A 19,992-nucleotide genomic window follows, 5' to 3' on the forward strand; every position below is an offset into this window, starting at 1 on the left:
GCTGCCTTTCTTGTAAGCATGGTTGCGACCGTGCCTGATTCAGGTAGATTTAAGGAAAGGCATTTCATGTTTGAAAATGCCAAAATGCGTCTTGGAAAGGGTTGTGAATGATTACTGCGATCACTGTACTGGTAGCGCTGGGTTTCCTGGGCTTGGGCTTTTATCGCGCTCGACCGCTTGGCAAATTGGGGCTAGTTGCCTGGCTTCAGTCAGTTGTGCTGATTTCGCCGTGGCTGCTGTTTTTTAGCCTGTCCGTAGTGGGGATTTACCTCAACTTTGTGAGTGTGTTGTTTCTCTTCCTGCTTTCGACCGGGCTATATATCTATTTAGGGAAGCAACTTCGATCGCTTGCCCAAACGGAAGCGCTTACTCAGCGTGCCACAGCGATCGTCGATGAACAGAACGGCAGTCATGTGGATGCCACTGGTGAGGACTCCAGTGCCTTGCAGCCCGCTAACCCTGTAACAGCAGCAGCGATCGAAGATGAGATGGTTCCCATCCCAGCCGACGATCTAAAAGTCATTCAGAGCATTTTTGGTATTGACACGTTCTTTGTCACTGAAACCATTCCTTACCAGGAAGGCGTGATCCTGCGAGGAAATTTGCGGGGCGAGGCAGAGGCAACACTCGCTCGTCTCTCGGAACAGTTGCAAGCAAAGGTCGGTGTCAGCGAAACAGATCCAGCACAGCCACGCTATCGTCTCTTTTTAGTAGAAGGGCAAGACGGCAAGCCTGTCGTCATTGTGCTGCCTAGTAGCCGCGATCCGCAGCCATCAACACTCTTTCAAAAGGGAATGGCAGTCATGCTGCTGTTGGCAACGATCGCTGCCACCCTGGAAACCGGAGGCTTAATGCTTGGCTTCGATTTCTTTACGGCTCCCTACCGTTTTGCAGAGGTCTTACCGCTGGCAGCAGGTCTTCTTAGCGTGCTTGCAGTTCATGAGGTCGGGCATTGGGTGATGGCAAAGCGTTATCAAGTCCGTCTTAGCCTGCCCTTCTTTATTCCTACCTGGCAAATCGGATCGTTTGGTGCCATTACCCGGTTTGAGTCGGTTTTGCCCAACCGCAGCACACTGTTTGATATTGCGATCGCGGGTCCCGCAGCAGGCGGCATTCTCTCGCTGGTGATGCTGGTGTCTGGGCTGCTACTCTCGCACAAAGGCAGCTTGTTCCAGGTGCCAACGGAGTTTTTTCAAGGCTCCATTTTAGTGGGCACATTGACGCGCGTCGTGCTGCAAGAGTCGCTCCAGGAGTCGCTTGTCGATGTGCATCCACTCGTCATTCTGGGCTGGCTGGGGCTTGTCATTACAGCACTCAATCTATTACCAGCGGGGCAGCTAGACGGCGGGCGCATCGTGCAAGCAATTTATGGTCGTAAGATTGCTGGGCGCACCACCATCGGCACCATTGTCATACTAGGACTTGCGTCAATCGTGAATCCACTGGCGTTGTATTGGGCAGTCGTGGTGCTGTTTCTGCAACGCGAACTCGAACGCCCCAGTCAAAACGAACTGACTGAACCGAACGACACTAGAGCCGCGCTTGGCTTATTGGCTCTGTTCTTAACGATCGTGACACTATTACCACTAACTCCTAGCCTTGCTGGGCGGTTAGGTATTGGTAGTTAGTGCGAGAACGGATGAACGATCAAACAGGCAGAATCACTCGTCCACAGTCTCAGAACGAGTTGTCAGGTTTCGTTTATGGCTTTTTAGGCGTACTGATTTTTAGTTTGACGTTACCAGCCACTCGCATTGCCGTTTCAGGATTCGATCCAGTCTTTGTTGGGTTAGGTCGAGCGATCGTGGCAGCCGGATTGTCATTCATTTTGCTAGTCGTTACGCGCCAAACAATCCCGCCGCTGCAATTTTTACCCAACTTTTGCATCGTTGTTGCTGGTGTTGTCATTGGGTTTCCGTTGCTGTCTGCGATCGCCATGCGAGATGCACCCGCTTCTTATGGAGCCGTTATTACAGGACTATTACCGCTCTCGACAGCATTGTGTGGTGTGTGGCGGGCAGATGAGCGTCCGTCTTTGCCCTTTTGGGTTTTTGCAGGTTTAGGCAGCGCCTTAGTCATTAGCTTTTCGCTGCTATCAGGGAGCGGCTCCATCCGGTTAGCAGATCTGGCTTTACTAGGGGCAGTAGCGGCAGCTGGGTTAGGGTATGCAGAGGGCGCAGTGCTATCGCGCACCTTCGGCTCATGGCAAGTTATTTGTTGGTCTCTCATTTTGGCAGCACCGCTACTGCTTCCAATCGTGTGGCAACACGCACCCTCCAATTTCTCAACCGTTTCAGCGGGTGCCGTACTGGGTTTCCTGTATCTCAGCCTCTTCAGCATGTTCCTGGGGTTTTTCGCGTGGTATCAAGGGCTGTCTCTGGGCGGCGTGGCGCGTGTCGGACAAGTTCAGCTACTTCAGCCGTTTCTGACCATCATGGCATCCACAATCTTGCTGGGTGAGCATCTAACAATGACAACCTTGGTTTTCGCCTTGGGAGTCATTGCCTGCGTGGCACTGGGAAAACGGACTCAAATCAGCGCTGCATCACGAATTTTGTGAGCAACTTTATGAGCAACTAGGTTAGCCCTCAAGAGCAACAGTCTGTAGCCAGAGTCAGTACACGCTGAGTTATCTAAACTATAGATTGCCACTTAATCTACAACAGCCGTTTAGACTAACAAGTTGCCTCTAGAGCAAAGCAGTATTGCTTCTCATTGTTACGTTTTGATGTTTGCTTTGACCACCTCAAACTGAATCTATGACTTATCTAGAAACCACCGCCCAATTCTACGCTGAAGCGGCTGAGACCCCTCAAGTTGGCTTGTGCTGTGTGAGCACCCCACCACCTCGACTGCCGGGGCTAAAGATCCCAACCATTATGCAAGAGATGAACTATGGGTGTGGCTCAACGGTGCATCCGACAGAGCTATTTGGCTCGCCTACTGTCCTCTATATCGGTGTAGGAGGCGGGATTGAAGCACTTCAGTTTGCCTATTTCTGTCGTCAACCGGGCGGTGTGATTGCGGTTGATCCGGTGCCTGAAATGCGACAGGCTGCCACTCGCAACTTACAGCTTGCAACGCAGGACAACGATTGGTTTGATCCTGCTTTTGTTAAAGTTTTGGCGGGAGATGCCTTTGCATTGCCTGTACCAGATGCTTCAGTAGATGTGGTGGCGCAAAATTGCCTGTTCAATATCTTTGAGCCGGACGATCTGAAACGAGCACTGCTTGAAGCCTATCGAGTGCTAAAGCCCGGTGGACGGCTGATTATGAGTGACCCGATCGCCACTCGTCCCATACCACTCCACCTTCAGCAAGATGAACGGTTACGTGCCCTTTGCCTGTCAGGGGCTTTGACGTACGATGCCTACATCCAACATTTGATTGAAATTGGCTTTGGGCAGATTGAGATTCGCGCTCGTCGTCCCTATCGCCTGCTCGATGCACATAGTTACAACCTAGATACTCCCCTCCTGCTAGAAAGCCTTGATTCCGTTTCATTCAAAACACCGATACCAGAGGATGGTGCCTGTATCTTTACTGGCAAAACCGCTATTTACAGTGGTGTGGAACCGCAGTTGGACGATCGCGCTGGGCACCTGCTGCAACGCGGCAATCCCTTAGCGGTCTGCGATAAAACAGCGGCAAAGTTAGCCTTGCAATTTCCGCAAGATGTGATTGTGACGGATTCTACCTGGCACTACAACGGTGGCGGATGCTGCTAAAGCAACCCTTATGCACTCCAGTCGCATCCTTCAAAGCCGCATTTTGCAGTGGACTTATGGGTTGAGCATGAGTACGATCGCCTGGTTGATTGCTTCGCCTGCACTCGCTCAAAGTGCCGGGAGTACGCCAGTATTGAATCCTACTGATTTACTTCGTCATACCTTGCAGTGGATTGAAGGTTTGGGTCTAGCAGGCGGCGTTGCTTTTATTGCCCTTTATATTGTGGCAGCAGTCGCTTTCCTACCTGGCTCAATCCTCACCCTAGGTGCAGGCGCGGTCTTTGGAGTGTGGTTGGGTGCCATTTATGTTTTTATTGGGGCAACGCTGGGCGCGATCGCCGCTTTTCTGGTGGGTCGTTATCTGGCGCGGGGGTGGGTCAGCAAAACGATTGAAGGGAAACCAAACTTTGCCGCGATCGACCAGGCAGTTGCTAGCGAAGGGTTCAAAATTGTCCTGCTCACCCGTCTTTCGCCCCTTTTTCCGTTCAATTTGCTGAACTACGCCTTTGGCATCACAGGTGTTTCGCTCAAAGCGTATGCGCTAGGGTCGATCGGAATGCTTCCTGCCATAGTGCTGTATGTCTACGTCGGTTCCCTAGCAGGCAATCTCGCCAGAATTGGGACGGAGCCGACCGATCCAGCCATGCAATGGGCAGTACGCCTCATTGGTTTAATGGCAACAGTTGCAGTCACAATTTACGTGACTCGTATGGCGCAGAAGGCGCTGGTTGAGAAAGTGAACGCTTAACGATCGCACCGACTCAACCGCTCGTTTCTCTAGCAGTCGAAGAGACCGTTAGGACAGACCTAAACCTTGAAACATCCTTTGAGCAAGGGCTTCTATTCATCCTTCATCCTTTTCGGCTTTGTTCAACGTTGGGATCATGACCGAAAGCTGCTGATTGGCAAGAGAACAGCCCATCCTGTCTTGCCAAAGCGACACTAGCCCCTCACCTGACTGAGCCGCACCTGTTCCTGTAGCTGTTCCTGAGTAAGGGCGGGTTCCTGACAGCTAAGACCCTGACAAACCAAGCCAACGGCACCAGTAGGCAAGTCAGACTCCAGCTTGAAAACAGCCGTGGGCAGATATTGCAGAGAGAGTGCGGCAAGCTGTTCTGCTGTCGTACGGATCAGAACATGGTTGTGGAACCAGTCGAGCGCTGCAAAAAGGCTGGGACACGCCTGAGGCGATCGCTCCAGCACACTACCAAATGCTTGCAACGTTTGCTCTGCCTTGTCGAGATAGCTCAAATCTTCAGTGAGCAGCGACAAGCGGACTAGATTGGCTGCCGCAATGCTATTTGCTGAGGGTGTGGCTTGGTCAATGTAGCTCCGCTCCCGCAGCAGCAGGTTATCGCTGGCAGCCGTGTTGTAGTAGCCACCAAGCTCAATACTCCAGAGAAATTCGTCAAATTCTGCTTGTAGTGCGACAGCGCGATCGAGCCAGAAGGAGTGGGGAGTGGGGAGTGAGGCAGAAGGCTCTTCGTTCAGGGATCCTCGAATGCTTGATCCCTGAACGCTAACGGAAGCCTGATCTAGATCCAGCAGGGCTTTGATAAACAGCGCATAGTCTTCCGATTGTGCCAGGACATCAGGCTTGCCATCGTAATTGACGCGATAGAAATGCCCCTCAACCCATTGATGCTGGAGGACAAAATGGGCGGCGTTAGCGGCAAGTGTCAGGTATGATGGCTGCTGAAACACACTGGCAGCACGAGCAAGACCAGAGATTATCAGGCTATTCCAGGCGACGATCGCTTTCGTATCGGTCACAGGAGGAATGCGACCTGCCCAGCCTGTACCTTTCGCTTCTTCATTATTGCGAGCAGGCGGAAACGTAGAAAGGGCTTCAGCAGGAGCGCTGTAGCGAATGAGAAAGAGCTTGCCGAGCGTTTTTTCGAGAGATTCAGTGAGTGTACCGGGGTGCCGTCGTTGCAGGACATTGAAACCCTCAAAATTGCCGCTGGCCGTTACGGTAAATTGCTCTGCCAGTTCTGCTAGTTCCGGCAGCGTTAAAAGCTCGACCAGTGCTTGATAATCCCAGACATAGAAAGCGCCTTCCTCTGGTTCAGCAGTCGTGGGATCAGTAAAGCTATCGGCATCCTGAGCGGCGTAGAAATAGCCTTCTGGGGCAGTCATTTCGCGCTGGAGCCACTGCACGGTACGGGCGATCGCTCGTTCAAACGCTGGTTCCTGCATACCAGAAGCCCACACATTCGCTAGATACTCCACGATTTGTCCATTGTCGTAGAGCATTTTCTCAAAGTGCGGCACCGTCCAGGTTGAGTCAACCGTATAACGATGAAAACCGCCGCCCACATGATCCAGAATGCCGCCTAGCGCAAGCTCAAGCCCCCATTGACGACTCACATCGCTGGCGTTATGCAGTGAGGCAAGGGAGAAGCGTGCCGATCGCAGCGCTACATCCGCATAGGGAATCATCGGAAAGCGAGGACCAGGCCTGGGAGACGCAAGAATGCCAGTATTGGCTTCTAGCCCGCGTTGCAACAGGTCGGCTTCGACTGACAGCGCCGCGTTAAACGTCGCCGCTTCCTGAAGGTGCGTTAGGATTTCACCTTTCATAGCTTGCAGTTTATCTGCCTGCGTGTCGTAGTACTGGCGAATAGACTGGAGTACCTGCAAAAAGCCCGGTCGCCCGTAACGTGACTCGACTGGAAAGTAGGTGCCGCCGTAAAAGGGCACTAAATCATCTGGTGAGATGAAGACGTTGAGAGGCCAGCCACCCTGCCCAATCATGAGTTGCACTGCCTGCATATAAATGCTGTCAAGATCGGGGCGCTCTTCGCGATCGACCTTGATGGGCAGAAAGTTTGCATTCATGTAATCGGCAATAACCCCATCAGAGAAGGCTTCCCCCTCCATGACCGTACACCAGTGGCAGCTAGAGTAGCCAATCGAAAGAAAAATCGGCTTGTTTTCGCGTCGAGCGGTGTCGAGTGCCTCGTCGCACCAAGACCACCAGTCAATCGGATTTTCGGCGTGTTTCCGTAGGTAGAGGCTGTTGGCTTGGGCAAGGCGGTTGGTCATAACGGGGCACACACGCAACATGAAATAAGTTCAAGTTTTAGTAAGGTCACAGCATTCGGTAACTTGGCAACCTTCCAAAGAATCATCTGTCAAATGCCGTGCTCGTACCGGCGAAGTGTAGAGGTTATTTAAGCTGCGCTCCTAGGCAATCTCACCAGTGCAGTGTTAGCAATCCTTAAGGCTAGTTCTTGTTGATCTGTAGCAAGTGCAGGCTACTAATTTGCATTGCCCTGCTTGTTGCGATCGTTTGCTGTAGGCACTTTGTCAGCTGTAAAGTTGCCTAGCTGCACCTGAAGTTGAATCTGTTGACGAATCTGCTCTTCGGGTATGTCCAGCCGCTGTGAGAGTTGCGCTGGCGTAAAGCTAAGTTTACCGAGCTTGATCCGCACATCATCGTTTAACTGAGCTTGACCATCTTTAATGGTGGGCTTGCCTTCGATGCCAATGTAAAAGCTCTGCTGACCCAAGGTTGGAAAGGCAGTGACTAACTTTGTCACAAAGTCACGTTCGGCAGGTGGCAGTTGATCCAGCGAAATATCTTTGAAGTTAACAACAGCCCCACTTTCAACATTGCCGTTTTGGATTGTAGTGTTCGCACCTTTCACAGCCGCGCCTAGCTTCTTATCTTCAGCTTTACGTGTGATTTCGTTTGTAAACAACCGCGACAACTCTTTTTGTTGCACTTCCGTCTTAGTTGGCGTTGGCTGCTTGGGAGGGGATTGCGGCACTGTACCAACCTTTTTGCTCGGCTGGGTGATGGTCACGGAGGGCTGGCTGTTAGGTTGACGACGATCGGATTCAGTCGATCGCTTCGTATCAGTTATAAAGTTACCAGGTGAGGATGTCGATACGTCGGTTTGACCTGTCTGACTCGATGAATCAGGCTGGGTAGAACCATACCAGTCGGGCAGTCGGGTTGCTTGCTGCCAGTAGTAAAAAGCCACTGCGCCTACACTAGCCACTGCCAAACATGCAGCAATAAGCATTCGTTTCATCGCGAGACGCTCTCCGTACATTGCACAAATTCCTTATAGTAGCGGAATCTCAAAAAAGTTGAGATGTGCTATGTCACGCACCTACTACAAAGTACGTGCCATAGCCCTACTAGACTACAGAGGGTCTTGCCTTTAGTGATGTCGCCCTACTTACAAATTGCCAAAGCCCTTCTTTTTCTTGTCTTTCTTCTTTTTATTGCCGCCTGTCGCATAACCACGCCAGCCGGGTTGCTGGGGGCGGTTGCCTCCGGGCGCATTGCCCATACCGGGCATACTACCCATACCGGGCATACCGCCCATACCAGGAAAGCGTCCTTGTCCCATTTGCTGCATGAGCGATCGCATTTTTTGAAAGTCACTCACCAGTTTGCTCACATCACTTTCGGCATAGCCAGCGCCACGCGCCACACGACGGCGACGACTAGGCGAACCTGATAAAAGCTCAGGATTTTTGCGTTCTGCCACGGTCATAGAGCCGATCATTGCTTCGGCACGTTTAAGCTGCTTTTCGCCCTGCTGCAACTGTTCATCGCTGATTTTACCCATGCCAGGGAGCATTTTCATGATGCCGCCCAGCGAACCCATGTTTTTGAGCATCCGGGTTTGCTTCAAAAAGTCTGTGAAGTCGAATTTTGCAGAGAGAATCTTCTCCTGCATCTTTTCGGCATCTGCCAGGTCTACTTCTTCTTGCGCCTTCTCAACGAGGGTCAGTACGTCACCCATGCCCAGAATGCGGGATGCCATGCGATCAGGATAGAAGGGCTGCAATGCCTCAACTTTTTCGCCAACGCCAATGAATTTGATCGGCTGACCAGAGATTTGCCGCACCGAAAGCGCAGCACCACCCCGAGTATCGCCATCCATCTTGGTCAGAATGGCACCCGTAATGCCAATTTGGCTATGGAAAGTTTCAGTCAGGCTAGCGGCTTCCTGCCCGGTCATGGCATCAACGACCAGCAAGACTTCGTGAGGCTGCACCGTCTCTTTGATCTGCGCCAGCTCTGCCATCATGCTTTCGTCAATCTGCAAGCGTCCGGCAGTGTCAATAATGACGGTGTTGATGCCATCAGCTTTAGCCTTAGCAACACCCTGACGCGCAATTTCAACGGGGTTTGCATCCGCCCCCAGCTCAAAAACGGGTACGTCGATTTGGCGACCAAGGGTAAGTAACTGGTCGATCGCGGCTGGACGGTACACATCCGTTGCGACAAGGAGCGTGGAGCGGTTTTCCTTTCGCAGATGCAGCGCTAGTTTTGCTGTGGCAGTCGTTTTACCAGTCCCCTGCAACCCTGCCATGAGGATGACCGTCGGCGCAGTAGCGGCATTGGCAAGGGGCGCGTTGTCGCCACCCATGACCCGCACCAACTCGTTGTGGACGATCTCAATAAACTGCTGGTCGGGGCGCACGCCGGCAATGACTGCTGCACCCTGGGCATTCGTCTCGACCGCTGACACAAAGTCTTTAACGACCTGAAGGCTAACATCCGCTTCTAGCAGCGCCCGCCGGACTTCACGTACTGCGTCCTTAATGTTCGATTCTGAGATTTTGTCCTGACCGCGCAGCTTTTTCCAGGTTGACTCTAGGCGATCGGAGAGTGCTTCAAACATGACTCGTTTTTTGCCAGCTAGTTAATTGTCCACAGATGTGGCACTGTTACACGAAAAACTGCCCGACAGCAAATTGCTGCCTGATCTTTATCCAGATTAGCGCTTTCGGTTCGCCTGATCTGGTGAATTCATAAAAAGGCTGAGAGAAGGAGAATGGTATCGTTCCTGGTTCGGCACACGCCCGAAAAAACGTTGCAGTAACTTATAAACATCGAACTGACGCACGTGCAGCCTAAGACATTGATTCTATCGTGTCTCTTTGAACGAGAAGCACCCGAACTTATTTCTTAAAGAGAGACTTTAAAAGGTATAGTTTGCGATACTGGTAGGCAGCGATCGTCCTAGCCCCCTTACTAACCAGGCATGGCTTCAAGTCCTCCTCTTAACCATTGCGAAAGACCAAGTTTGGGTTAAAGAATAAGTTTGGGTTGGTGAGAGACGGTGCCGCTTTTTTAACCCTCCGTCCTAAAGTAAGCGCGATCGCCAACCCTACGACATTGAGTATCAGGAAATATTGTCTACAGCCATGCCCCTTTGCTTTGTAACCGACGTTCTCCTGTTTGCAGCAGTCACACCATTCATTAGGACAGAAGCTACTGACCTGAGGCTCCACCGATTTAAAGCCCCCGCTGACTAGTTAGATCACTGCGTTATAGCTATCAATGCTCTAAAACTGGTGTATTACCCTGAAGCGTTACTCACTTTATAAGTGTTCATCCACTTAAGGCAGACTATTATGAATCCTTCTGAGTCGGTGACAAATATGCCATTGAACGAGCATCAAACCGCTACGACTCAGAATATTGGTACGTCAGTCCAGTCGCCCGATCGCTCAACGATAAAGTTGGACTACCAGCCAGCGCCACTGCCTTTAGTCACTGAGGCGGCGATCATCCCTACGCCAGCAGCAGAAACCCAGGCAGGAGAGCCCCAAGCCACTGACACGCACGCTTGGTTGAGCTACTTTCAGCAATGTAGTCGGCTACTTATCGCGACGATCGCACCGAAGTCTATGACGTTGCAGTATGCCAATGCTTACTTCCGTCGGCTTCTCGGTCTGCCAGCGGCAGGCGCAGCAGGGGAGTTGGAGCACATCCTTCAGCAGTTGATGGGTGTTGCTGATAATGGGGCAATCCAGCGCTTGTATCGCCGACATTTACTCTATCGAGTGCTGCAACAGTTTTACCAAATTGATTTGCAAAGCTACCGTCTGCTAGACGAACCCGTGATGATTGCGCTGCAAAGCCCATTGCATTCCGAACCACGCTACATCGAGTTCTGGCTACGCTCTGAGCAACTGCAACTTACCCGCCTCGACGTTCAACTGGATGAGCCTGCTGCCCTTAAGCTGAAGCAAATGACACTGCCACAGATGGAAGCCGCACTCGCCGATCCAATGCAGGTTGAGCGCTTAGAGCAGCAATTAGAGCTACAGCATTATCAGCCCGAAGGCTGTCTGCTGCTAGAAGGCTTGGACGTTACAGAGCGGGAGATTATTCGCCGCATTACTCAATTGTTGGTCGATCACGATTCGATTCTGCGTACTCACAAATTTCGCGAGTTGAACCAGCAGATGCGATCGCTCTTTCGCACTCAGAATACCCTGCTGTTAAGCATTGAAACCGACCAGATTCGTTTGTTCATGGGATCATTGAGCGACGAAGCGCATCCAACGCTCTATCCGCTGGAGGCGCTGCAAGAATCTCACTTTATGCACGCACTCCGCAGCAATCAGGTATCTGTCGTTGCCGATCTAGCTCAAGATCCACGTACTGATGGCGGACGACAACTGGTCAAAATGGGCGTACGCTCTTTGTTGCTTATTCCGCTGCTAGCCCTCAATGGTGGTTTGGGCGATCGGACAGAAGCGGTAGATGCATCTAGCAGCGATAGTCTGCAAGCAGCACCCCCAGTACTGAAGCCTCCGGGTGCCGTGGGCGTTGTCGCTCTGTTAAGTGATCAACCCTACACGTTTGATGCGCTAGATTGCCGCCATGCCGAGCAGTTGATTCTTGCCTTTACACAAGCACTCACAACTGCCCAGCGACAACTCGTACAACAGCGCTTGATTACCAATATTCACCCGTCTGTAGAGTGGCGCTTTTTGCAGGAAGCAGAGCGTCGAAGCATGGGCTTACCACCAGAACCTATTGCGTTTCTCAACGTGTATCCCCTATACGGCATTTCCGACATTCGCGGTTCGTCTCATGAGCGCAATCTGGCAATCCAAGCCGATTTGCTAGAGCAGTTTCATTTAGCACTAGCGGTGGTTGATTCTGCCTGCAATGCCACGACGACAGCCCTGGGCGAGCAACTGCGGTTGGATTTACTGGAACACATTCGCCAACTGCAAGAAGGCATCACCGTCGATGCTGAAGTGAGCCGACTACGCTATCTGCGTGAGCATTTAGAAATTTACTTTGACTACTTTGCCCAATGTGGTGAAGCAGCGATCGCTGCCATCAACACGTACCGCAATGCGTGCGCCAATGCTCATGAATGCATTTATCAAGCACGCGCCCGCTATGACGCGATGGTGCACAACATCAACACGCTGCTGCGGGAAACCTGGGAGCGCTGGCAGGAGACAATGCAGCGGATTACGCCTCACTACTGCGATATTGAAGCTACCGATGGCATCGATCACATGATCTACGCCGGAGCCTCGATCGATCCTAAATTTGGTAGCTTTCAGCTTCGGAGTCTGCGCTACGAACAGCTTCGTGCCGTATGTGCCTGTGCCAGGACAGCGTTTCAACTACTGGAAAAACATAGCACGCACATGCAGATCACACATCTTGTGCTTGTCCAGGATGCAACCATTGATATCTTCCACGATGAAACTACCGAGCGGATGTTTGACGTGCGCGGCAGTCGCGATACCCGCTATGAAATTGTCAAAAAGCGCATTGACAAGGCGATCGACGACAAAACAAACACTCGCATCACGCAACCCGGAATGCTAACCCTGGTCTTTTGTACTGAGCAGGAGTGGACAGAATACCAGCAGTACTTCCGCTATTTGATGCGGGAAGGTTGGATTGATGACCAGATTGAGCGTGGCACCGTCCAACCGCTTCAAGGTGTGACTGGCTTGAAGTATGCCCGTGCACGCATCTTGCCTGAAGGTCGTGATGCTACTAACCAAGCGTCAGGCAACTATAGCTCGACTACCTAAGCCGGGGTGAAGCGGTAGTAATCCTGGTTAAGGGCAACGCTTACACCAGAAGATTACTCATCCAGTTCAGGGCAGAAGTAGTCAGGAGCCAGCGTTGTGAACAAATCATCGCCCACTTGACCTGTTGTGGTTGGTTGGGGTTGCCCTGTTCTCAGCGCTGTACAAACCGCTTGGGCACGCTGTAAAACCGCTTGAGGGTTCTGTTGCGCCTGCAAGAGAGCCGCCTTCACGGCTGGTAGTCGTGTTGATCGTTTGCTTAAGAACGATTGGTAATCGTTAAGAAAACTCTGATCGGTTGTTGAGAGAGCATTCACAGTCCCTTGCTTACCACCACACAGTTTGCTTAGATTCAGCACCCGCCCATCACTCGTCTGCATATAACAGATATGATCTTCCGGGTTGAGTGCCGTCAGAGAGCTAGTTTGAGACAAAGCAGCATGTGGATTATGGAGAACACCGATCGCAGCCGATGTCAGTATCAAGGTAAAGAGACTGGGCGATCGTCCGGTTCGTTTAACGCGCTTCCTAGCCAGGACAAACAGTTTCAACATTGCAAAGCACAATAATCTGACGTGAGTTAACAAAGCAGGAAAAGATTGCAGAGGATGTCTACATTGCTGCAACTTCCTCCTGGGGACTTGAGGAAGGGCTACTCCAATTTGTTGGTGGAGTAGCCCTGCCAATGTGAAAGCGATTTTTCAAAGAGAAATGATCTGACGTAGTGCGACACTTGCCCTCGCTACAAGTGAGCCGCTTGCCCTTCGACATTCATCAGGTAAATTCTTTAAGAGCAACCGCTTTAGACTACCCAGCTAGTGACCAAACTCTAGGCTCGTTTGCGAGACCAGGGACCCCAAATGGCAACGGTAATGCCGGGACTCTGGATATTCACAAACAGGGTCTTGCCATCGGGCGAGAAGCAGGCACCAGCAAACTCGCTGCCGTTAAGTACATTGGTTGCAAAGCGATACAGTTCGCCTTGTTGGTTAACGCCCACAACATATTCAGTGCCGCTGCCGTCTTCACAGAGGAAGAGGTCGCCGAAGGGTGCTACGCAGATGTTGTCAGGAGCCGCGAGAACATCATTGGCAGTCGCTTCTACCACCAGGGTTAAAGTACCAGTGGTAGGGTCAGCAGGATTGGATTTGTACGCAAAGACTTGTCCAGTTCTTGCATCGCCACCATTGCTACACACAAAGTAGGTTAAGCCATTCCCGTACCAAGCTCCCTCTCCCCGACTGAAGCGGGCTGCACCTTTCGATCGCGCTTCTACCCGCACAGTATCACCAACGGGATCAACATCGTTGATCTTCACCCAAGTGACTGACAACGGTACGTTCTTAAGACCCAAATAGCCCGTGCTGGTATTAGCGCTACCTGTGCCGGGTTCAATATTAGCTGCTCTGCTATCTGTGATTTTCAGTGCCTCAAGCACACCGCCGCTCTGTAGATTACCCTTCTGATTTGGACGGAAACGGTAGAAACAACTATCGCCACGGTCTTCAGTCTGATAAACCCAACCCGTCTCTGGCTCAACTGCCACCGCTTCGTGGTTGAAGCGCCCCATAGCGACCAGAGGCACAGGATTAGCAACTTGGATTGCAGCACTAGCAGGCACCTCGAAGTTGTAACCATGCTTTTTGGGTGCAATAGAAACGTCTTCTTCACAGCTCACCCAGGAACCCCAAGGAGTTGGTCCGCCAGCACAGTTGCGAATCGTGCCACCAAGAGAAGCGTATTGCGATTTAACTCGGCGATCGGGACCGATTACCAGAGTTGTTGTGCCGCCCCCAGCTAGCGGGTCGTACTTACTAGGAGTAACGACTGGGTTTGAACTCGTTGCAGCACCGACTTCATGGTTCCGTACCAGAATCGTCGTGTTGTTGGAGCCTGGGAAAGCAGCCATCCCATCATGGTTACTTGGAACTCTCCCCCCATCGGTCATTGGCTGACCTGTGATTGAAATGGCAGTGTAGTTAAAACCAGGGGGAAGTTCTAACAGGGGCGTTGTTCCCAGGTCAATCCCACCGATGACAACCCCTTGCAGTTCATCCGCATTTTCAGGAAGTTTGGGTGACAGTGGACCATAGCCAATACCATTAGCAACCTGCCCATTAGCAACTCGTGCATAGAGGGCTTCTAAAGGAGAAACCATCGTCACGCCAGCAGCAGATACGCCAGCAAGTGTTAAAAACCGACGCCGAGAAACGCTCATTAAACTGTTTACGCATGCGAAATAACGGCTTCAGTATATTTAACTACAATCAAGCGCACGCTAACACTGGTTTAAGCTTTGGTTATTTTTAGGCTTGTTAACTGAACAAGATGTTGTCTCGCCATTAACGCTAAATAACGGAGCGCCCCTTATGTCTAGAACAGGTTTCGATTAACCAAGCCCTAACCAAGCCAACACGCCTTGTCCAGTAACGTATTCAATAATCAGAGTAAGTGCAAAGCCAATCATGGCAGCGCGACCGTTAAGGCGTTCGGCATACCCGCTAAAACCAAACTTCGGTTCTTCTAACTTGGGGGTGACAGTGGGTTGAGGTGTTGTCATGAGTTAATAGCTCTCAATAAGGCTGAAATGTAAACCGAACCGCTTTGACATCATGGGTCAGTTTTGGGCTGATTCCAAAGATCTATCCAACGGAGGGTTACAAATATTTACACTTTTATTGTAACGGTTGCTTGCGACAATGCAGCGATCGCTCTACTCGAATCCTTTTAAAACCAAAAATTGCTATCAACAGTAATGATCCTTAAAGCTGGTTAAAAGGACGATGAACGAACATAATCGTACGGCTTTCTACCCACAACTACACCCTTTAATTGATTTGCAAGCAACAGGGGAGACGATACAGTAGTAGGGAGGTCTAAAGTAACAACTCTTAACAGAGCTTAAGACGTTTTGGACCGCTCTACTCGGCTCGTAGGTTAGTACCAGTGGCTTTCGTTTTTAGTCAACCGCTGCGAAGTTTCAGGCAAAATGGAACAGGGAGCCGACAGAGTTTCACTGTCATTTAGCAAGCGTTTGGGTAGGCTGTTTATGCACAAAGTATTACGTTCAATCATGAAGCCCTGGGTAAAAGCGCTCATGGCGATCGGTTTGGTGGTCGCGCTGTCATTTGGTCATGCGGATGGCGCTCTCGCAGCGGGTGGTGGTCGCATGGGCGGTGGCTCTTTCCGCGCACCCAGCCGAACCTTTACGGCTCCCCGTAGTTATGCACCAGGCGGCGGTTATGGTGGTGGCTACAGTCGTGGTTACTATCCTGGTGGCGGTTTTGGCTTTCCCTTCCTGTTTCCCTTCTTTAGCATTGGTGGTGGCGCTGGCGGATTGTTCAGCATCCTGATTTTCCTGGCAGTTGCTAACTTCCTGGTACAAAGCTTCCGTCGATCGCGCTCCGATGACGATAGCCTGGGCTACAGTACCGAAAACCCCACCATCTCGGTTGCCAAGCTTCAAGTCGGTCTTCTGGCAGAAGCAAGAGAGCTACAGGCTGACCTGAACCGCATTGCTCAGAAAGCCGATACTAGTTCTACGGCTGGTTTAACCGAAGTACTGCAAGAATCGACGTTGGCACTACTGCGCCATCCAGAGTATTGGGTCTACGCAGGTTCTACCGTTCAACAAACGCGGTTGGAAGCAGCAGAAGCTCAATTCAACCGTCTGCTGTTGTCTGAACGTAGCAAGTTTAGCGGCGAAACCCTTTCTAACGTCAACAATCAGCTTAAGCAGGCGTCCACAAGCAGCCTTGCAGTGGCTGAGAAAGGCGGCGCGTTGGCTCAGGCAGATGGTCCCGGTGAATATATCGTCGTGACGCTGTTAGTGGGTACTCAAGGTAAGTTGGAGCTACCTAAAGTGAACAGTTCAGATGACTTGAAGTTGGCGTTGCAGCAGTTGGGTGGCGTGTCGAGCGATCGCCTCCTGGCTCTGGAAGTGCTTTGGACACCTCAAGCAGAAGGTGATGTTCTCACTAACGAAGATGTAGTGGTGCAGTATCCAGACTTGAAACTTGTCTAGAGGTTTTATTCAAGATTGCTGAGGCGATCGTTACTTCATTGCAAATCCACAGGGGGGGCTAGGTAGCCCCCTTTTTTAATGTCGTTCTCTTGCTAAAAACGGCTGGGGACTGCGGCAATTAGTGACGAGTTAAACATTCCCCAGACTCGAATGTGTAGTAAAAAGTAGTGTCAAAGAAACTGAGACAAATTCATGTATTGTTGCGATCAATCGAGCCAACGTTATTGAGTGCATCACGCTGCTGTCTAGCCATGTGTAACCTATGACGACTACACCGCTTCGGACGTTAGGGGTGCCGCCTAATGCCTGGTCAGTGAATGCTGCGATCGCAGACATTACCCGTCCGCCCCTCGCTCCACACGTCATTACGCTGACCACTGAGACTAAAACGCTGCGCCTGGATCTGGCGAAAGCCGCCATCCTGGTCATTGATATGCAGAACGATTTCTGCCACCCCGATGGCTGGTTAGCGCACATTGGGGTTGATGTCAGCCCTGCACGCACGCCGATCGTGCCATTGCAAGGCTTGTTGCCGCTTTTACGGTCAGTTCAGGTGCCGATCATGTGGGTAAACTGGGGCAACCGTCCTGATTTACTCAACATCAGCGCTGCCTCGCGCCATGTCTACAATCCGACGGGAGACGGAGTAGGGCTGGGCGATCGCTTGCCAGCCAACGGTGCCCCTGTCCTGACTAAAGATAGCTGGGCAGCCGCCGTCGTTGATGAATTAGAACCAAAACCAGACGACATTCGGGTTGATAAATACCGCATGAGCGGCTTTTGGGACACACCACTCGACAGCATTCTCAAAAACTTGGGCAAAACCACCCTTTTCTTTGCTGGTGTAAACGCCGACCAATGTGTGATGGCAACGCTACAAGATGCTAATTTTCTGGGCTACGATTGCCTTTTGCTAACCGATTGCAGTGCTACTACGTCCCCAGACTATTGTTGGAAAGCCACACTTTATAACGTCAATCAATGCTTTGGCTTTGTCACTGATTCTCATGCCCTTTTAACTGCGATGAAGTAGAAAGAAGACAGGAATCAGCAGCCCCAACAAACTCAAAACTTTTCAGCAAAGCGTCATTAAGCGCTACTCAGAACACCCTTACATTTTCTCACCCACGTTTTTGAGGAACACCCAATGGCTTCTGAAAGTTGCGTTATCCCAGTTGTGAAATCACCAGTCGATTATCAAGCGTTTCGGATTAGCCCTCAAGATACCAATCGGTTGGCGATCGTGTTTGATCCGCAAATTGCTAATATGTCGCTGACCCTGTGTGTCGAAATCTTTGATGTTGGTGGCAAGACTCCACCTAATCGTCATCAATGGGCAGTCGAAATGTTTTTTGTTCTTAAAGGTGAAGGGCTGGCAACTTGTGATGGTAAGACGGTTCATGTACAGGCAGGAGATAGTATTCTAGTGCCGCCAACTGGCATTCATGGCATTGAGAATATAGGATCAGGACGGCTGTACGCACTCTGCTTTATGGTGCCGAATGAGAATTTTGCTGAACTCATCCGCAGCGGCATTCCGGCTGAACTCGACGAGGAAGATATGGCGGTTTTACGCCGTACACCATCGCCAGTATTGTGTTGAAAAGGCTAAGGGATGAATGCTAAAGGATGAGAAAGGAAAGCTTTGGAGTTGATCCAAATGCCTCTGCTTCTCTTGCTTCCCCTGCAGCTTCAAGAGTTTCCGTGCTTCTCTTGACTCCCCTACTTCCCCTGCCGCCTCCCCTACCAGCTTAAAGTCCTTTTCTCATGTTCAACGTTCGTCCTAAAGAAACCGCGTCTATGCTAACCCGCGACGGGGTGCGGTTGGATGCAGATATCTATCGCCCTGATGCAGAGGAGACGTTTCCTGTTTTACTCATGCGGCAGCCTTACGGAAGGGCGATCGCCTCCACTATCGTCTACGCTCATCCCACCTGGTATGCCGCTCATGGCTATATCGTGGTGATTCAAGATGTGCGTGGACGCGGTACGTCAGAGGGCAGCTTCAAGCTTTTTGCCCATGAAATTGAGGATGGTGAGGATACTGTGCAGTGGGCAGCGGCTCTTGCTGGCAGCACCGGGCAAGTTGGGATGTACGGCTTTTCCTACCAAGGCATGACTCAACTGTATGCTGCTGCCGCAAAGCCATCTGCCCTTAAAGCCATCTGCCCTGCCATGATTGGCTATGACCTGTATACAGATTGGGCATATGAAGGTGGAGCCTTTTGTTTGCAAGCCAACTTAAGCTGGGCAATCCAGATTAGCGCTGAAACGGCTCGTTTAAAGGGTGATGTTGCGGCATATCAGATGCTGGCAACAGCAGCGAAACAACCGCCTCCGAGCGACTCAGTGCCTGCTAATCCTGCCATCCTTCAAGATCTTGATCCTGATTCGTTTTACCACGAGTGGCTACAACATTCTGAACCAGACGACTACTGGGAGAAGCTTTCGCCGAAGTCATACTTACATGCCGTCGATTTGCCAATGTTACATATTGGCGGTTGGTTCGACACTTTCCTGCGGGGAACGATCCATCTTTACAAAGAAATGGCAGCCCGGAGCACCTATCGCCAGCAGTTGATTGTGGGACCCTGGGCGCATCTGCCGTGGGGACGCAAGGTGGGGGCGATCGACTTTGGAGCCACCGCTGCTAGCCCCTGCGATCGCCTGCAAATCCGCTGGTTCGATCAGTGGCTCAAAGGCTTAAATACAGGACTACTGGCTGAACCTACGATCGCTCTCCTTGAAATGGGCAGCAACCAGTGGCGCACCTTTGACACATGGCACAGCACTCACCCAACGCCTTTTTTTCTCACCAGCACCGGGCTTGCCAGCATAAGTGACCAGGAAGGCACCCTGTCCCCTTTACCGCCTCACTCCTTCACCCCTTCAGCCGATGTTCTCGTCCACGATCCCTGGCGACCGATTCCCGTAAGCGGTGGTCATGCCTCTGCGCCATCTGGACCGTACGATCGCTCTAGCCTGGATTGCCGCACCGATATACTTACCTACACTTCCGAGCCGCTTACCGAAGACTTGCACCTAGCAGGTGAGGTATCAGCCTTGGTGTATTGCGCTGCTGATCTGCCTAGCTTTGATCTGTGTGCCGTTTTATCTGACGTGCGTCCCAATGGTACTGTCTATAACGTCACTCAGGGCTACATCCACGTGCTTTCACAGCCCACGACACCGTTACAAATTTCACTTCAACCAACCTGCGTCTGCATTCCAAAAGGCAACGCCATTCGCCTGAGCCTGAGCGCCGCGTGTTTTCCTGCATATCCGGTGAATGCAGGTACCGGGACACCACCTGGTAAAACACGCTTAATTGATCAACAAATTATTACAGTGACAGTGGCTAGTGGCGACGATCGACCCTCTCAGGTTTTGCTGCCTGTGGTTAAGTTAGAGTAA

The 19,992-nt window shown here is 51.4% G+C and carries 15 protein-coding genes; 9 read left to right on the forward strand and 6 right to left on the reverse strand.

The window, feature by feature from the left end; translation table 11 throughout:
• The first annotated feature begins 107 nt into the window (after positions 1 to 107).
• The 4 genes from H6F76_RS06380 to H6F76_RS06395 all read left to right on the forward strand — a co-directional run bounded on the left by H6F76_RS06380 (position 108) and on the right by H6F76_RS06395 (position 4,476).
• Positions 108 to 1,628 carry a site-2 protease family protein gene (locus tag H6F76_RS06380; RefSeq protein ID WP_190506840.1) on the forward strand — a complete coding sequence of 507 codons (1,521 nt, stop codon included), beginning with the start codon at positions 108 to 110 and terminating at the stop codon, positions 1,626 to 1,628.
• Positions 1,629 to 1,639: 11 nt separating this feature from the next.
• On the forward strand, positions 1,640 to 2,560 hold the full coding sequence (locus tag H6F76_RS06385; protein WP_190506842.1) for a DMT family transporter: 921 nt from the start codon (positions 1,640 to 1,642) through the stop codon (positions 2,558 to 2,560).
• A 199-nt stretch (positions 2,561 to 2,759) separates the two neighbouring features.
• The gene (gene arsM / locus H6F76_RS06390; protein WP_190506844.1) at positions 2,760 to 3,728 is read left to right on the forward strand and encodes an arsenosugar biosynthesis arsenite methyltransferase ArsM; all 969 of its coding nucleotides are present in this window, start codon (positions 2,760 to 2,762) and stop codon (positions 3,726 to 3,728) included.
• A gap of 67 nt (positions 3,729 to 3,795) precedes the next feature.
• Complete coding sequence (locus H6F76_RS06395; RefSeq protein ID WP_242036560.1) at positions 3,796 to 4,476, forward strand: TVP38/TMEM64 family protein; 681 nt, start codon at positions 3,796 to 3,798, stop codon at positions 4,474 to 4,476.
• A 194-nt stretch (positions 4,477 to 4,670) separates the two neighbouring features.
• Here H6F76_RS06395 and H6F76_RS06400 read toward each other — a convergent pair whose 3' ends face one another.
• The 3 genes from H6F76_RS06400 to ffh form a co-directional block, all read right to left on the reverse strand.
• The gene (locus H6F76_RS06400) at positions 4,671 to 6,776 is read right to left on the reverse strand and encodes a thioredoxin domain-containing protein (protein ID WP_190506848.1); all 2,106 of its coding nucleotides are present in this window, start codon (positions 6,774 to 6,776) and stop codon (positions 4,671 to 4,673) included.
• 215 nt (positions 6,777 to 6,991) lie between these two features.
• Complete coding sequence (locus tag H6F76_RS06405) at positions 6,992 to 7,771, reverse strand: hypothetical protein (RefSeq protein WP_190506850.1); 780 nt, start codon at positions 7,769 to 7,771, stop codon at positions 6,992 to 6,994.
• Between the two features lie 150 nt (positions 7,772 to 7,921).
• Complete coding sequence (gene ffh, locus H6F76_RS06410; RefSeq protein ID WP_190506852.1) at positions 7,922 to 9,379, reverse strand: signal recognition particle protein; 1,458 nt, start codon at positions 9,377 to 9,379, stop codon at positions 7,922 to 7,924.
• 736 nt (positions 9,380 to 10,115) lie between these two features.
• Between ffh and H6F76_RS06415 the strand changes: the two genes are divergently transcribed.
• Positions 10,116 to 12,557 (forward strand): GAF domain-containing protein, encoded by a 2,442-nt coding sequence (locus tag H6F76_RS06415; protein WP_199321958.1) that lies wholly within the window; start codon positions 10,116 to 10,118, stop codon positions 12,555 to 12,557.
• Between the two features lie 53 nt (positions 12,558 to 12,610).
• On the opposite strand, the gene H6F76_RS06420 is transcribed toward H6F76_RS06415, so the two are convergent.
• The 3 genes from H6F76_RS06420 to H6F76_RS06430 form a co-directional block, all read right to left on the reverse strand.
• Positions 12,611 to 13,108, reverse strand: a complete 498-nt coding sequence (locus tag H6F76_RS06420; RefSeq protein WP_190506854.1) for a hypothetical protein — start codon at positions 13,106 to 13,108, stop codon at positions 12,611 to 12,613.
• A 275-nt stretch (positions 13,109 to 13,383) separates the two neighbouring features.
• Positions 13,384 to 14,772, reverse strand: a complete 1,389-nt coding sequence (locus H6F76_RS06425) for an alkaline phosphatase PhoX (RefSeq protein WP_190506856.1) — start codon at positions 14,770 to 14,772, stop codon at positions 13,384 to 13,386.
• A 171-nt stretch (positions 14,773 to 14,943) separates the two neighbouring features.
• Complete coding sequence (locus tag H6F76_RS06430) at positions 14,944 to 15,114, reverse strand: hypothetical protein (protein WP_190450462.1); 171 nt, start codon at positions 15,112 to 15,114, stop codon at positions 14,944 to 14,946.
• A 489-nt stretch (positions 15,115 to 15,603) separates the two neighbouring features.
• Between H6F76_RS06430 and H6F76_RS06435 the strand changes: the two genes are divergently transcribed.
• The 4 genes from H6F76_RS06435 (at position 15,604) to H6F76_RS06450 (ending at position 19,992) form a co-directional block, all read left to right on the forward strand.
• Complete coding sequence (locus H6F76_RS06435; RefSeq protein WP_190506859.1) at positions 15,604 to 16,578, forward strand: DUF1517 domain-containing protein; 975 nt, start codon at positions 15,604 to 15,606, stop codon at positions 16,576 to 16,578.
• Between the two features lie 262 nt (positions 16,579 to 16,840).
• Positions 16,841 to 17,611, forward strand: coding sequence for an isochorismatase family cysteine hydrolase (locus H6F76_RS06440; RefSeq protein WP_190506861.1), 771 nt, complete (start codon positions 16,841 to 16,843; stop codon positions 17,609 to 17,611).
• 114 nt (positions 17,612 to 17,725) lie between these two features.
• The gene (locus H6F76_RS06445) at positions 17,726 to 18,181 is read left to right on the forward strand and encodes a cupin domain-containing protein (protein ID WP_190506863.1); all 456 of its coding nucleotides are present in this window, start codon (positions 17,726 to 17,728) and stop codon (positions 18,179 to 18,181) included.
• Between the two features lie 164 nt (positions 18,182 to 18,345).
• Positions 18,346 to 19,992: a CocE/NonD family hydrolase gene (locus H6F76_RS06450; protein WP_190506865.1), complete on the forward strand. Its 1,647-nt coding sequence runs from the start codon at positions 18,346 to 18,348 to the stop codon at positions 19,990 to 19,992.

It is taken from the genome of Leptolyngbya sp. FACHB-321, from assembly GCF_014695975.1.
Lineage (GTDB): Bacteria > Cyanobacteriota > Cyanobacteriia > Leptolyngbyales > Leptolyngbyaceae > Stenomitos.

Bases quoted from the DNA above. Each gene is read 5' to 3' on its own strand.
- H6F76_RS06380 (WP_190506840.1), top strand. From the start codon at position 108: ATGATTACTGCGATCACTGTACTGGTAGCGCTGGGTTTCCTGGGCTTG.
- H6F76_RS06385 (WP_190506842.1), top strand. From the start codon at position 1,640: ATGAACGATCAAACAGGCAGAATCACTCGTCCACAGTCTCAGAACGAG.
- arsM (WP_190506844.1), top strand. From the start codon at position 2,760: ATGACTTATCTAGAAACCACCGCCCAATTCTACGCTGAAGCGGCTGAG.
- H6F76_RS06395 (WP_242036560.1), top strand. From the start codon at position 3,796: ATGAGTACGATCGCCTGGTTGATTGCTTCGCCTGCACTCGCTCAAAGT.
- H6F76_RS06400 (WP_190506848.1), bottom strand. From the start codon at position 6,776: ATGACCAACCGCCTTGCCCAAGCCAACAGCCTCTACCTACGGAAACAC.
- H6F76_RS06405 (WP_190506850.1), bottom strand. From the start codon at position 7,771: ATGAAACGAATGCTTATTGCTGCATGTTTGGCAGTGGCTAGTGTAGGC.
- ffh (WP_190506852.1), bottom strand. From the start codon at position 9,379: ATGTTTGAAGCACTCTCCGATCGCCTAGAGTCAACCTGGAAAAAGCTG.
- H6F76_RS06415 (WP_199321958.1), top strand. From the start codon at position 10,116: ATGAATCCTTCTGAGTCGGTGACAAATATGCCATTGAACGAGCATCAA.
- H6F76_RS06420 (WP_190506854.1), bottom strand. From the start codon at position 13,108: ATGTTGAAACTGTTTGTCCTGGCTAGGAAGCGCGTTAAACGAACCGGA.
- H6F76_RS06425 (WP_190506856.1), bottom strand. From the start codon at position 14,772: ATGAGCGTTTCTCGGCGTCGGTTTTTAACACTTGCTGGCGTATCTGCT.
- H6F76_RS06430 (WP_190450462.1), bottom strand. From the start codon at position 15,114: ATGACAACACCTCAACCCACTGTCACCCCCAAGTTAGAAGAACCGAAG.
- H6F76_RS06435 (WP_190506859.1), top strand. From the start codon at position 15,604: ATGCACAAAGTATTACGTTCAATCATGAAGCCCTGGGTAAAAGCGCTC.
- H6F76_RS06440 (WP_190506861.1), top strand. From the start codon at position 16,841: ATGACGACTACACCGCTTCGGACGTTAGGGGTGCCGCCTAATGCCTGG.
- H6F76_RS06445 (WP_190506863.1), top strand. From the start codon at position 17,726: ATGGCTTCTGAAAGTTGCGTTATCCCAGTTGTGAAATCACCAGTCGAT.
- H6F76_RS06450 (WP_190506865.1), top strand. From the start codon at position 18,346: ATGTTCAACGTTCGTCCTAAAGAAACCGCGTCTATGCTAACCCGCGAC.